9 protein-coding genes are annotated in these 14,788 nt (G+C 65.2%); 4 read left to right on the forward strand and 5 right to left on the reverse strand.

Going from position 1 to position 14,788, the window contains the following annotated elements:
* Positions 1-101 precede the first annotated feature (101 nt).
* Entirely contained in the window at positions 102-359 is a 258-nt protein-coding gene (locus ACWIBS_RS03515) for a hypothetical protein (protein WP_376125139.1), read from the forward strand.
* 15 nt (positions 360-374) lie between these two features.
* Here ACWIBS_RS03515 and ACWIBS_RS03520 read toward each other — a convergent pair whose 3' ends face one another.
* Complete coding sequence (locus tag ACWIBS_RS03520; RefSeq protein ID WP_376125137.1) at positions 375-3,422, reverse strand: AAA family ATPase; 3,048 nt, start codon at positions 3,420-3,422, stop codon at positions 375-377.
* 458 nt (positions 3,423-3,880) lie between these two features.
* On the reverse strand, positions 3,881-5,146 hold the full coding sequence (locus tag ACWIBS_RS03525) for an AlbA family DNA-binding domain-containing protein (protein WP_376125134.1): 1,266 nt from the start codon (positions 5,144-5,146) through the stop codon (positions 3,881-3,883).
* Positions 5,147-5,397: 251 nt separating this feature from the next.
* On the opposite strand from ACWIBS_RS03525, the gene ACWIBS_RS03530 reads away from it, so the two are divergent.
* Entirely contained in the window at positions 5,398-6,597 is a 1,200-nt protein-coding gene (locus ACWIBS_RS03530) for an ATP-binding protein (protein WP_376125132.1), read from the forward strand.
* The gene (locus tag ACWIBS_RS03535) at positions 6,598-7,884 is read left to right on the forward strand and encodes a DUF6414 family protein (RefSeq protein ID WP_376125129.1); all 1,287 of its coding nucleotides are present in this window, start codon (positions 6,598-6,600) and stop codon (positions 7,882-7,884) included. It begins immediately after the preceding gene.
* Positions 7,885-7,985: 101 nt separating this feature from the next.
* Here ACWIBS_RS03535 and ACWIBS_RS03540 read toward each other — a convergent pair whose 3' ends face one another.
* The 3 genes from ACWIBS_RS03540 to ACWIBS_RS03550 all read right to left on the reverse strand — a co-directional run bounded on the left by ACWIBS_RS03540 (position 7,986) and on the right by ACWIBS_RS03550 (position 12,577).
* Positions 7,986-10,139 (reverse strand): exonuclease domain-containing protein, encoded by a 2,154-nt coding sequence (locus ACWIBS_RS03540; RefSeq protein WP_376125126.1) that lies wholly within the window; start codon positions 10,137-10,139, stop codon positions 7,986-7,988.
* A gap of 593 nt (positions 10,140-10,732) precedes the next feature.
* Positions 10,733-11,815, reverse strand: a complete 1,083-nt coding sequence (locus tag ACWIBS_RS03545; RefSeq protein WP_376125123.1) for an IS110 family RNA-guided transposase — start codon at positions 11,813-11,815, stop codon at positions 10,733-10,735.
* A gap of 120 nt (positions 11,816-11,935) precedes the next feature.
* Complete coding sequence (locus tag ACWIBS_RS03550; protein WP_376125120.1) at positions 11,936-12,577, reverse strand: hypothetical protein; 642 nt, start codon at positions 12,575-12,577, stop codon at positions 11,936-11,938.
* 280 nt (positions 12,578-12,857) lie between these two features.
* Between ACWIBS_RS03550 and ACWIBS_RS03555 the strand changes: the two genes are divergently transcribed.
* A complete protein-coding gene (locus ACWIBS_RS03555) occupies positions 12,858-14,639 on the forward strand; it encodes a multicopper oxidase family protein (protein ID WP_054682937.1) in 1,782 nt (593 codons plus the stop codon).
* Positions 14,640-14,788 lie beyond the last annotated feature (149 nt).

Below are 14,788 nucleotides of genomic sequence, written 5' to 3' on the forward strand. Positions count from 1 at the left end.
ACCCTGTCCGCATACCGATGATTCGTTCCCACCGAACCTGCCCTCCCTTCACGAACGACGACACTACCGAGTGTCGCACTTGTGTTCTAATCTTGGGGACCATGGAAACGCAGAAAATCGAACACGATCTGACGTTGTGGATGGCGAACGATATCCCTGAGCGGATGTTCTATGCCGGTCGGCGCTGGCGCGTCACGGATGTCCCGACCCGCCTGCGGAAGAGCGTATGGACGATGGACGTTCCGACGCACGGTCTGTACGGGTGGCGGTTCCAGGCGACAGCCGAGAACGGGGACACATTCGTATTCGACGTCTTCCGCACCGAGCACGACTGGCACGTCCACCGTCAGTACTCCTGACCTCCCGCACCCACGTCACCGCGACAGGCCATGGCTTTCGCTCGGCGCGGCGGGCGTATGAAGTGGCGCGCTGACGGCGACCGTCGCATACGCTGGCTCACGCGCGTGCAGCGGGGCCATCTCCTGGGCGATGCGGTCGCGTTGAACACGGCGCGCATGCAGCCGCTCAGCGAGTCGCGCCCGACGAGTCCCCACCGCCAGCGGCGCCGAAGGCCCGCGGGCGTGTCCGGCGGCGTCGGCCGAGGCCGCGCGAGCATCGAGATGCTGCAGCCCGCGGGTGGCCTCAGCGATCCATCGGTCGAGGCTGGCGAGGTGATTCAGCCCGTCGTTCTCAGATGAGTGGTCCGGCGCGTGCGGAGACGCGCCGGGCCCTTGCGGAGGGTGGGCTGCACGGTGCAGTTCACTGTGCGCAGCGCGGCGGGATTCATCGATTGTCACCTCGGGTGTGCCGCGGAGCATGGTCGAAGCCAGAGCGTCGAGTGCGGCGTCGCGGTGGTGGCTGATGAGGATGGCTTCGTTGACATAGCGGCCGCGGGTCATCCCGACGTAGAGGCCGGCGGCGTTCACGCCGGGTCCGACGATGGATACGTCGGCGGTCTCACCTTGAATGCCGTGCACGGTCGACGCGTACGCAAGGTGCACATGCTCGGCGGCGTAGGCGCGATCGACGGTGCGGGTCATACCTGAGTGGTGAACGCTGACGAGTTCGAGGTTGTCGCTGGTGATGCGGCTGATTCTCCACAGGGCCCGGTTTTCGACATCGGTGCGATGGTCGTTACGGCGGGTTTGCACGACGTCGCCTTCCAGCAAGCGCTGCTCGCCCTGCCCGACGGCGAGCCGCCGGGCAGAGAGGTCCCCGTCTGTGACGCGGCGTTCCTGGATCGCTTCATTGACCGCCGCGGCTTCGTCGTTGGTTCCCGTCACCAACGCCACCCGCTGCTTCTTGGCGCTGTGGCGGAAGTAGGCGTCCACCATCGCCTCACGGGCGGTCGCCTCATCGGGCGCCAGCCGCACATGACCTCCCCCGTGCAGGGCACATGCAATGTCGAGCGCGTCGTCGGCGGAAGTGGGGCGCCGCATACGAAGAGTAAGGGCGGCGTAGTCCTGGTCGTGGAAGCGGTGCACAGCACTCAGCTCGACGGTCGCGGTGGCGCAGCGGGTGGCGATGGCCATCGCGCCGGCGTGACCGACAGGGGTCGCTTGGAGGTCGTCGCCAACCATCACGATCCCAGCCCCCGTGGAGGCTACGACGTCGGCGAGGGCGTTCGCGGTCTGCAGGTCGACCATCCCCGCTTCGTCCACAACGATCCGATCCCCCGCCCGCAACAGGTAACGCCGGGGCCCCTCATAGATGACGCCGGGCCGTGCGGGGTCGGGGTCACCTCGTTCTAATCGGGTCCAGGATTGTGCGCCGGCAGGGTCGGTGCCCCATCGCCAACCGTGGTCGGCGAGGAGGGCGTGCAGGCTCGACGCGGTCGCCCCGATCTCGGTCCCGGCGACCGTCGCAGCCTTCTTCGTCGGCGCGACCACCACCATCCGCCGCCCCTGATCCATCAGCGCGGCCATCGCCACCCGCAGCATCGTCGTCTTCCCCGTCCCCGCAGGTCCGGTGATCGTTACCAGCCGGTCCGTCCCAGCGATCTCCCCCGCCGCCTCGGCTTGCTCCGCGTTCAGTGACACGGCGTCGGGGAGGACCGTGTCCGCGATACGAGCGATTTCCTGGTGCGTGCAGCGGGTGCCCGAGCGGGTGATTCGCTCGAGGCGAGCGGCGAGGTCAACCTTGAGTACTGCGGTCGCGGTGGCCATCAGCGCTTTGACGTGATCAGGCGCAGCGGCGCCGTCGAGGAGATCGATCGTGTGGGTGAGAGCAAGGTCCACGATCCGGTCAGCGACCGGGTCCAGCTCGTCCCGGTCCGCGATGACACCGGATGCGGCGAGGGCACGGAGGGCGCCGGCTCGAACGTCCAGGAGGCTGAACCGGCCGCCCGTGGCCGTGGAGCGGTCGTCGGCTTCCACGATCGCCGTCGCTGCGAGCAGTTCCAGGTTGAGTTCCTTGATCCGCGTCGCCCGCATCCGGACAGGCGGGCGGGGGATCAGGATGCGGCGGTCGATCGCGGTGAGTTCGTCCCGGATGAGGCGTTCCCATTCGGCTTCGTCGATGTCGTGTGGTTTCTGCGGGCGACCCATCGCCCACGCAAGGCGATCCACCTGCTGGATGACATCCACGCTCGGGTTCTCACCCGGGTGCTCCTCCCGCCACTGGGACAGCAGCATGGCCCGGTTTGCTTCGATCTGTGTCGACCTGCGCGAGAGTGGACGAACCGCATGCGACAACTCGGCGATCTCCCCAGCACCATCGAGGGTGAACCCGTGGCGGGCGAGAGCAGCAAGCCATGTCGGGTCTGTGCGGGCGGCGAGTTCTCCCTCTGCGTTGATCAGCGTGTGCAGCTTCATCGCCACCCGGGAGTCGACGTTCGACCATTGCCCATCCCGACCCTGGACCTTCACATTCAGCCACAAGTGCCGGTGGATGTGCGGGTCCAGCGCACGGGAACGGCGGTGCTGCAGCTCGACTACTTCCACGCGCGCGAGATCCTCACGGATCCGGCCGCCGGCACCGCGACGCGCGTTCAATTCCCGCTGCCAGGTCAGAATGATCCGATCACGCAGCCGATCCTGGAGCGCTTCGAACTCCACCGCGAGATCCGCATCCAACACAGCGGCGACGCTGAACGACTTCGGTGCGTTGATCGTCCCATCCAGCAGCAGATCCGCGGACGGCAGCTGCAGATCACGACCCCGCCGCTCCCCCAACACTGGATCACACCCGTCCACCCACCGCCGCAACGCCGACTCGTCCAGCAGGTCCATCGAGATGGCACCGTCCTCGACGACGAACCGCGAGACCCCGACGGCGCCGGCATCACCATACGCGGTGAGCGCGTCGGCGCCCGTTGTGGCTCGCAGGTGGGAATCGCAGGTGCCCTTCAGCGCGTAAGAGATCGCCTGCCGAACCCCGTGAGATTCGACACCCCTCTTCCACCGCTCGAGGCCGCCGCGCACACCGTCAGACTACGCGCTTATGCTGATCACGTCACGGGTTACACAGAAAGTGCCTGCGTGCATCACTTTCTTCTATCGCCTGATTGGTTCGGCAAGAGGGTGATCGCCAGCGCGCGGATAGCGGAGGGCGAGCGAGCATTCTGTCGAGCGGGTCTCGCGAGCATCCTCGGCGAATTCACGAATCTCAGCTGTCAGCGCTGTTCTAGAACTGGGGCGCCGCCTTGGGCCTCCACCTGGCCTTCACATCCCATCGCTGCTGCTCGGTGAACGACCGGCTTTCGGGCGCCGCCCGATCGCTGCCGCGGGTGGGACGCGCACAGGGAAACTCGACCTCGCTACGCGGACGGGTGGCGAGCCTGCCGGCTTGGATGGCGATGCCGCACTCCGTGTCCGCGATTTAGAGGGAGGCGCTCCGATGCTGAGTGGCTAGTCGGCGATGCACCCGAGTTGGGCCCCGCTCACCAGTCCCATTCGTGCGGCCGCCGCGGGAGCGAGGCGCTCAGGATCGTGGGCTTCTGGATCCCGACCTGATTCAGCGCGGCGGTTGCGAGGTCGACGGCGGCAAGAATAAAAGTGCTGTCGTCTGTTGAGGGGTCGACAGTGGTGTGCACAGGGCGGAACTGCCCGCTGAGGGTGCGGTGGACTCCGTGCGGGGGCGCCGCTCCTCGTTCGTGAAACTCAGGCGAGGTGCTGGTCGCGTTCTCGAACTCGACGCCGAGGAGGATCTCGTAGTCGCCAGCGGGTGTATCGGCAGCGACGGCATGTACGAGCGCAAGCAGTGCGGCAGTGAATCCTTCGATCGCGATCGTCGGTACCTCGTGGGGCTCGTATGGCTTACCAGTCTTCTCGTGCTCATGGCCGCCTGCACGCCACGACATCCCGACTGAACCATCGTCGAAGATCGCAGCGTGCGCCTCCCGGTTGTCGTCGGGGCGTTCCGGAGGGAGGTACTGCCCCGACAGCGTCGGTCGCGGGCGATAGATGTCCACGTCCTCGAGAGGACCGTACTTGGTGAGCCCGCTTAGCCACCACCGGGTCACTAGGGTGGCCCGATTGGCTGTGTTGGTTACCCGATCTCGGGGTTCGGTGCGGGGTCGCAAAGTGCGGGGTCGTGCCGCGCCCACAAGCACAGCGCGATCTCCGGTTCCGACGGCGGTCGCCATATCGTCGTAGATCTGTTGCAGCGCTTGCTCGCCCCGCCGTGCCCCCTCGAAGCGTGCTCGGTACGCCGCCTCGATCTGCGGCTCTTTCATCCAGTGGGTATCGGCCCCGGTGCGGAGTGGTGCTCCGAAAGTGTCACCGCGGTATACCAGGTGCGGCCCATCGGGACTCGCCGGAATCACGAGCGCAACGGCACGATTGCCGTTCGAGGATGGAACTGCAATCGCTTGGACCCCAAAGACCGGCGGGGTAATCGCGGTCATGCATACCTGCCGGATGGTGCGCTCGTAGTTCTCTGTAAGCTCTCCGGCATCGTGCCGCCCATCAGCGGCCTTGTTGGTCTCAGTTAAGCCAAAGACCAAGACTCCGCCGCCGGCGTTTGCGAACGCGGCGATGTCCTTGACGTAATCGGAATCGCGGAACTCCTTCTGCGGAGGGAGCGCCTTCTTCCAATCGAGCGCGTCGCTTTCTTCGATTCCTTGAGCGACCACGGCATCGATCATCTGTTCGGTGAGCGGTCCAGGGGGCTCCCCGAGCGCATAGTGCAAGGGCGTGTGCAGCATAGGTCTCAGCATAGGAAAGGGTTGAGGATCGGGTCCCTCCCGAAACATGGCATGAAGACTGACCGGATATCGCGAGACCACCTCTCGAAGAATGATCCCGATGACTCCCACGGTGTCGCTCGTGCTCGAAGTTGAGGCTCGTGGAGTTCGCGGAGCGATGAGCGATAGAGGGTGGGTGGGCCCCGATAGAGTCGAGTTCTGCCGCAGGGGAGGCGTGGTTGACTGAGCCAGAGCTGTTCACACTGGGTCGCGTGATCTCAGTGGATGTTGACGCTGACGAAGCATGGGTAGAACTCGTGAGCGGCGGCATGGTCCACTATTCGGTAGACGACCTGCCAGGCGATGAGGGCTCGCTTGTCAGCGTCGGAATGCGCTCGGGCAATCTCCTTGGTGCACCGCCCGATACAGTGTGGCCGCGGACAGCTCGGAACGTCGGGACTCTCAAGCACATCGGTGACGAACGAATCTTGATGGAGTTTGCTGGGGCGATCCGGGCACTCGGGGTCGAGGACGTCGTCGAACCCCGCGTCGATGCTGGATACGTCTTCGACGACACACAACAACGTTGGTGTCCGCTCACTGATGAGGAGTCGGCAGTGATCATCCAGATCGACGAGGTCATTTCGCCGTTCAACGTGGAGTCGTACACCGCAGAGCCACAGGCCGCTGCCGAATACGGGGGCATGCGCGAGACAGTCGACGAACTGATCCGGCTGCTTGAAGCCAACTTCAGGTCTCGAGCTGAGATGGTTGGCCGCAGTGATCGACCCAAGCCCCCAGCTGGCGCGGTGTTCTTCGGACCTCCGGGGACAGGAAAGACCCACCTTGCGCGGACAGTCGCGAAATCACTCGGCTCTGATCTGATCACTGTCAATGGACCGGAACTGATGGATAAGTACCTTGGCTCTACCGAACGTGCGTTCCGGTCACTGTTCAGCCTTGCGCGCGAGAAGCCGCGGTCGATTATCTTCATCGATGAATTCGACACCATCGGCTCGCGCAGAGGTCCTGACGTGCACGAGGCCATCAATCGACAGGTCGGACAACTGCTGTCCCTCATGGACGGCGCCGCCTATGCGACCAAGCCCTTCGTGATCGCTGCCACGAATCGATTGGAGGACGTAGATCCAGCGTTCCTGCGGCCGGGGCGGTTCGATTTTCCCGTCGAGTTCAGGCTTCCCACCCTTCAGGGGCGGCTCGAGATCCTCCACGCGCAGGCTGTGACGGTGCAGATAGGTGATCCTGCCTGTCTACCGTGGCTCGCGGCCTCGAGCAATGGGTGGTCGCCCGCCGAGTTGGCGCTGATCTGGACTGAAGCTGACGGGTGGCGCACGGCCGAGGGCAGATCGGACCTCACCCTGGAAGACATTGTGCGCGGCTATGAGCGAGCACGGGATCAGCATTCCGTTGTGCTGCGGGCCAACGATTCGGTCAAGACGAGGGGTATGTAATTGGGCTGGCTCTGGTGGCGTCGGGCGATTCAGCCCGCAATTCGTGAGTTTGTTTATCTCGACGAAGTCAGTGTTGAGAGCCTCCTGGCGTCCGTCGACGGAGAAATTCTCGTTGAGAGCACTCGCACTAGTTCGCGTTCGACCGAGGTTGGAGTGTCAGCGACGACTGCCGACGGCCTTTTCGAGCAGGCCAGCTTTTCTCCGAGTCTGAAGAGCGTGCGCGGCAGGCAGGTGCAGGAGCTCCGCAAGTCCGTCGCTCAATCGGCGTTCGCAAGATTTCGCCAGCGCAACATGAGTCGCTTTGCGATTCATGGACTCGATCCCGCGGAGCTGAGTCAACGACAGCGTGAGGCGATCGCCCGGCGGGAGAGCAAGGCGCTCCGGCGATGGAAGCAGGGTATTCCCGTAGCTGATGTCCGGCGCGGAGATCTTTTCGAGATCGAGTCGGACGTGTCCGCTGCCGACATCTTCCGCGTACGGACGGCGATGGTCGCCGTAACGGACGTCATGGAGGCGTATCCGACGTTCTTGTCGCTGGAGCAACGAGAGATCTTCAAGACCACGCGGCCGCTAACTGACCTAATTGACAAGCTGAACGGGGATGCAATCCCGGTTGTGGGCCATCGACCGAACCTAACCATTGAAGAGATCGAGGGCGTCCAGTGGCTTGTGGCCGCACCGCCGCGCGACGGGATCGTAATTGAGAGTGTTGTCCAGCCACAGTGGTTCTGGGGTGATCCGGGCCGGACTCTGTTCCAGGATCACCGGTTCAGGATCCTTTGCCGGGTAGTATCGCCCTCTCTCTCCGCGCGACCTGCGAGCTCGTATGTCGGGACGATCCTGCGAACGATCAATGATGAACTCGCTGCCACGGTTGATGCGCTTGGGCCGATGTTTCTCGGCGCGCTTCGCACGGGGCACCAGCGCGGCAAGCAGAATCGGCCACCGTCTTACGAGCTGTTTGACTGGTATGTGACCGCGATGTCCGCACACGTGGATCCCACGGTTGACGCGAACAGCATCGCCACAGTGCGAGATTCCTTCGACGTCGCCGTCGAGCGCTTATCCCTTGTTGAACAGACACAGCTGTTCAGATCAATCGACCAGGCGATTTTCTCCGGCGCCGCAAACGTCCTTGACGACGTCAAGGCTTCGCTTCGCGATAGCGCGCGGACGCGGTTCGCATTGTGGCCGTGGTCGTCAGGTTCCACTTCGGTGACCGAGCCATTGGAGGAGTCGGGCAAGTCGCAGTTCTTGGAGGTCGAGATCATCGCTGCGTATTGGTAGAGCATGCGGGTTCCTGGTCCACCGCCAACGGTGTTCAGCGCCACCAACCCATCTGATCGGCTCCACCGCTTGCCTGCGGTGAGCTCCGCGACGGACGCTGCTCAGCCGTTCCCGATCTCGCTTGCGCGTCTCTCATTGGTGCGGGCAATCATCTCGTCGGTAACGGAGCTCCTCGCGGGGTCGTCGGCGAGATGCATGAGCCGAAGCTCAATAGCCGGTTGCTCGCTGGTTCCGCCGGATGCGTGAGCATTCAGCAGTGGGAGGGCACCGATGTCCATCGCCGACTTGACTAACTCGTGGAGTGTCGCCGACTGGGAGTCCGGGAGGTAACCGGCGATCGTCCGCTCCCGCCCCGCCACGAGGTCGACTCGTACCGCGTGCACGATGCGTGGGTGGAGGGGCTCGGCGACGAGCATCGCCATCAGCGGGCCGTCTTCTTCGTCCTGCCACCTGAGAAGAGCGTCCCGCACGTTGGCCCGGTAGTCGTCGGTCCGGGCGACATGCATGTCATCGCCGCCTGTGAGCCCCATCGCTTGGGTAGGGACGATAGGTGCGTAGGCCCACTCGCCGAGAGGTGCCATCGGTTTGCCTTGAAACTCAAACTCGTCTACGCGGACATCTGTCGCTCTCGCGCGCACGAGAGGGACGTCTGGGGTGTGCGCGACTGCGTATGCGTCCCAAATCTCGGCGGAGATACGACCCCGGACACCGACTGCGTACCCGTTAGCGAGCGCCCAAGTGCGCACGACGCTGGGAGACGCATCGTTGGTCGGCTCGTTCCCCGCCACGGCCTCCCGACGCGGCGCCTGTGCAGGCTGGGTTGGTCGGTTGGCAACTCGAGGGCGCTCTTCGGCCGGAGCGGCAGGTTGGAGGTGTGCGAGGAGGGTTTCGAAGGTGTTGGGGTGCACGATTCGGGTTCCGACTTCGCGGGCCTTGGCGAGCTTGATGCCGTCCATGGACCCGTCGGTCACGAGCATCGAGGTGAGTCGGGACACGTTGTTCATCACGCGGACGCCGAGCTCAATGGCGCGGCGTTCGAGCCGGTCGCGCTGACGATCGTCGCAGCCGGTGAATGCGACCTTGTCGCCCACTCGCAGGGGAATCCCGAGGTCCCAGTCGTCGGGCAGAGGGAGAAGGTCGGCGCTCATTCGCGCGGCGCGTGCAGCCGCCGCGTGCGCGATCAACTCATTGACGGCTGCGCGGGGCACGTCGAGCGCATCGCACAAGGTGTGCAGCTCTTCCCGCTCGTCGTGCGAGACGTGGCCATCGTCGACGGCCTTGTGCGCGAGTGCGAGGACGAACGCTCGATGGGCTGCGTGGAGGTCAGTGTCAGTGAGCCCATAGACCCCGATCAGCTCGCCAAGTTCGCCGGCTTCCTCGTCGCTAATCTCACCGTCCTCAAGTGCGTCGAGGAGCGTCTCGAGGTACGCGAGGGTTCCCTCAGGTGCCCCCTCTTCAACTACCTTGAGGAGGCTGACGTCGGTGAGTTGTCGAAGCAGCGGTGGCTGCTGAGGCCCGGCTGGGGTGATTCGCTTCGTGCGACCACCCGTCTCTGCGGCGAGGCTGGCAAACGGGGTTGCAGGGGTGCGGGACGGACTCGGCGGCCAGCTGACGGAGCGGGCCTCGTCGCGGAGGGCGCTCAGAACCTGACTTTGGCGCCGGCCCGCCCGGGCGAGGTAGAAGCGAAGCAGTCCTGCCGTCGCACGTGCATCGCCCAGCGCCGAGTGGGCATTCTCAAGCGGGACTCCGGCCGCCCAGCAGCAGTCGGCCAGTCGCCGGCGATCCAAGTCGGGCAGATACTCGCGGCTGCCGTCGAGGGTGCAGAAAGTTGGTATCCACGGCGTATCCCAGCCCGCGCGCTGGAACTCCGCTCGCAGGAACGCGAGGTCGAAGTTTGCGTTGTGCGCCGCGATCGGCACGCCCGAGATGTACGGGATCAGGCGAGCTGCAACATCACGAAAGAGTGGTGCACCCGCCACGTCCGCCTGCGTGATCCCGTGTATGTGAGTCGCACCGACGAGGCCCTCCGGATTGAACCGTGTAGACCATTCATCGACCACGTTCCCTTCGCCGTCGACGCGAATCACCGCGAGCTCGACAATGCGATTCTGACGTGGGGAGAGCCCGGTCGTCTCCACATCGACAATCGCGAAATGAGGCACGGCGCTCGTGGACGCAGCGATCGGCCGTGTGGCTGCAATCGTGGGTGCGGCGGTTGCGTTCCGTCTGCCGAACAGCCAGTCGAACATCCCCATGTGTCTTGATCCGATCCCTATCGCGTTCCGCCCCAGACGGAAGCCCCGAGACATTCCGGGCGCTGCTCACATCCTGCCGGATGCCGACGACACGCCACACGCTTGGGCCGTTGGCGTCGCGGCAGGCTCGATTAGGAATTGCGCGTAGGCGCCCCGCTCGCGGGCAATGCCCGGATAGGGATCCTGAGGACGGCCGAGAGTATCGGCGAGAAGGTAGCGCCAACTTCGACGAGCGCGTCGATGTAGCCCGTCGCTTCCACTTGAACCCGCTCGAACTCCCTCAGCAGTTCGGCAGGGCTCGTACGACTGATATGTAGTGCCTTCTTGTCAAGAGGGCGTAGCGAGGCGCCGTCCGGGAATCCCGGGCGGCGCCTCTTGCGTCGTGGTCTGGTGGGCCGGTGAGCGTGTCGTTGCGACGCGCGGTCAGTCTGATATTCGCGGGTTGGATACCGCAGGACGGTTCTTCGGCAGGAGCGGGTCCGCGTGTCTAGGAACGAGCGTCGCCCGGTTGCGCGGACTGCTCATAGTTGTTTCGCGGGTCGCTCCTCGCGCTGCCGCCGACCGCCGGGATCACGAAGCAGCTCAAGGGCGGTTCAGTCGTCCATCACCGCCAGCGACCAGCACCAGCCGGCGAGTTCTCTCGCGACGGCGACGTTCGCGATCGTTGACCGTTTGCGGCGTTCGATGAACCGCACCCACCGGTCGTGGAGCCGCCTGTTGCCGAGGTCACCGCGGGCGCGGGCGGCGACGGGTGCTTGTTCCCAGCGACCCTGCATGACTGCACCGACACGGTAGGAGGGCCGGTGATGCCAGGCCGACTCGACGAGCAGTCGGCGGGCGTGGCCGTTTCCGGTCTTGGTGATCGGCCCCTGCATTCGGGATTGACCGGAGGAGAACTCGCTGGGCACCAGCCCGACGAACGAGCCGATGCTGTTTCCGGTGAATCGGTCCCAGTCGCCGATCTCCACCGCCAACGCGAACCCGGTCAGCGTGCTCACCCCGCGCAGGCAGCCGAGCCTACGCACGACCGGGGTGAACTCACTATCGCCCGCGAGGACTCCGATGGCGCGATCGAGCCGATCACGACGTGCCTTGATCTGCAATACCGTCTCGTACTCCGCGTCGAATGCGGCCTGCGACGCCGCGCCAGTGAGGTGCTGAGCGGCCAGCCACCGGTCGTGCTTGGCCGTCCATGCGGCACCGTCGTCGTAAACGATCCCGTGCCGAAGCAACAGTTTGCTGAGCCGGTGCCTCGCGCGCATCAGATCACCCCGGCAGTCCTCGCGGGCGCGGACCAGGTCACGGGCGGCTTCTTGATCGGCTGTCGGGACGGCGACCGGCGTGATCTCGTCCAACCGCAGCAGCCTGGCCAGATGCACCGCGTCCCTCGCATCGGTCTTCACCCGATCTCCCGACGGTCGTTGCAGCTTCGACGGCGCAGCAACCACGCACCTGACCCCCGCACTCGTCAGCGCCCGATACAACCCGAACCCCGTAGGACCGGCCTCGTAGGCGACCGCGACCGGACCGGGCACCCCACGCACCCACTCGAGAATTCGGTCATCGCCCGGCGGCAGCTTCGCTTGGAACAGCTCGCCGGTCACGCCATCGATCGCCGCTGCTGCGACGGAACGGGCGTGCACGTCGAGCCCAACACTCGTACGCTCAGTGAACACGGGGCCTCCCACAACTGTTGGATAGGCCGGACGGACCACCTCCGCCCGGTAACCCACGAGTTTTGTGAGTGAGGCCCCGTCCCGCGACCCCCTCACCAGAAGAGGGCCACTACATACCGTCTAGGCCTGCTCAACCTCGGTATGCCAGTCCACTAGCTTTGCTTGCCACTTGCGCTGCTGCGCAGTCCAGATGTCGCGGATCACCTTGCGCTCTGACTTCGGCAAGTACCGACCGCTCATGATCTCGCGCACCCAGGACTTGCCCGAGGCGTCGATGAACTGGAGGTAGAACTCTTTGCCGCTCGGACTATCTGGGAAGCCCCCGACGTCTTTGCTGAACGACTCACCTGGCGCGATGGCCATGTCCCCGCTGTCGCTGATGTGCATGGTCTGGTGGACGTGGTAGTCGATACCGAGGCGGGGGTCACTGCGGAGGTTCGTGTAGACGATCGGCTGGTTGCTGGTGTTGTGGACGTAGAGACGGATGACCCAGTGGTAAAGCTGACCGCCCTCTTCCTCTTCGATCTTGCGCATCTTGCGCGCGGACAGGCCGTCGAGTGCGACCTTGGGTGTCCACCTGACGGATGTGTGAGTCACGAAGGCGTCGGCCTGCGCTCTGCGTCTCCGGATGCGCTCGGACTGGATGATCAGGATGGTGGCTGCGAAGGCGCCGACCGTCCCGATGGCGGCGAACCACTCTGGCACTGTCCCCCACGCTTGAGAGTTCCACCAGTCGGCGAAATCACCCCCGAATTGGTCCACTCGATCAAGCTAGCGCAAGGACGTAGTCGACCAGTCGTTTGCCCTAGCCGTTCGCGAGCCCTGCACTACGAAATGGGCAGGGCCGTGGAAGGCGAGCGGGGGGCTCGCTGCACGGTAGGTAACAACCGACAGCCTGGGCAAACTATGCCAGGGGCCACAATCGTGCGCCTCCTAGCCCGCCCGCAACCATCGGCTTTCGGGCGGTGCCCGGATAGGGATCCGTTATGCCCGTGTGCGCATAGTCCCACGACACGTCGGGCGGGCTGGTAGCGTGTAGCGCATGGCCGCCGCGCAGCGCATGCCTCTGACGCCGTTCGTCGACGTTCTGCCGTTGCCCGAGCGCCTGCTCGCGCGCGATCACAACGGCCGTCTGACGGTGCGGATCCGTACCGGCTCACACAGCTTCCATCGCGATCTGCCCCGGTCGCGTGTGTGGGGCTACGACGGCACGCTCCCAGGCCCGACGATCGAGGCTGAGCGCGGCCACCCGGTCCGCGTCGAGTGGCGCAACGAGCTTGACGGCGGGCTGCCCGTCATCGTAACGATGGCCGGCGACGAGGTCGACGCCGACGGTGTGCCTGTGCAGTGCAGTCCCGGTCTGAGCGGCGGCACGCCGGACCCGCACGCCGCGGCGCTGACGGGACACTCGGTCGTGCACCTGCACGGTGGCCTGACACCGGCCGTGTACGACGGCTGGACCGAGAACCTCTTCGCACCCGGCCAGCTCGCCGTATTTGACTACCCGATGGACCAACGCGCGACGCTGCTCTGGTACCACGACCACGTGATGGGCGTCACTCGGTTCGACGTATACGCCGGGCTGGCGGGACTGTGGATCATCCGCGACCAGCGCGAACGTGACCTCGGGCTGCCCGAGGGACCACCGTACGAGGTGCCGCTGCTGCTGCAGGACCGTAACTTCGGACTCGACGAGGGCGGTCGGCTGACCGGCCAGCTGGTGCACAAGACCGACCCTGGGGTGATGGAGGCCTTCGCGCCGTTCACGGTCGTCAACGGCAAAGTCTGGCCTATCCTCGACGTCCAGCCCGCCACGTACCGCTTCCGCGTGCTCAACGGCTCCAACGCCCGCACCTTCCGGCTCGTGCTGCTGCGAGACGGCGTGCCCGAATTCGATCGCATCACTCAGATCGGCACCGACTCGGGCCTACTCCGCGAGCCCGTCGCGCTGCCACCCGACGGGCTGGTCCTCGCCTCAGCCGAGCGCGCCGACCTGCTCGTCGACTTCTCGGACCTCCAACCGGGCACCGAGCTCACGCTCTACAACACCGCCGGCGCTCCGTTCGATGGCGCGCCCTTTCCCGCCGCTGATGCCGCCGATGCCGCGGATCTCGACGCGCTGCTGCCGTACCCCCAGGTCATGCGTTTCCGTGTCGTCCCGGGCCCGGTCGCGCACCGTCCGGTGCCCCGCGAACTGGCGACCGACTTCGCCCTGCCAAAACCCGAGGAGCTGGACGCGGCGCCGCGGCGTGCCATCGCGCTTGTCGAGCGCGAGTTCGAGGACGTACCCAACATGCTGACCATGCGTGAGCTCGCCGTTGTCGACGACGAGGACGAGACGACCGGTCCGCTGATCACCCTCACCGACGGCGACCACACGACGCGCTACCGCGCGGTTGCCGCCCACTTCGAGGACACCGCCACGTTCTTCCCGATGCTCGGCCAGTACGAGATCTGGCAGCTCATCAACCTCACCGATGACACGCACCCCATCCACATCCACCTCGATCCCTTCCAGGTCCTCGCGCGCCGGCCCATCGGCTGGGAGATCCCCGACGACGGCATCGGCGATCTCGACCTCAGCGCGCGGATCACTCTCGGTCGCGACCCCGACGACGAGCTCGACCACGTCATCGACGCCAACGAGCGCGGGCTCAAAGACACAGTCCGCGTCAACCCCCACGAAATCGTCGAGATCGCCGTCCGGTTCCACGCCTACAGCGGCCGCTACATGTACCACTGCCACATCCTCGAGCACGAGGATCGCGATATGATGCGGCCCTTTGTGACCATGCCTCCCGAACTCATGCCGTTCATGGCGTGACCCTGGCACGTCAGGAGCGCCAGGGAATACAAATCGATTCGCCATGTTGAAGTGGGAGACGGGCAGCCACTTCTGCTGGCCCTGCACTGTACGACGCGCCAGGCCCGCGAACATCCAATCTGCTGGGCGTCCGTTCGCATCTGAAAAGG

Source organism: Microbacterium sp. NPDC055442, from assembly GCF_053644215.1.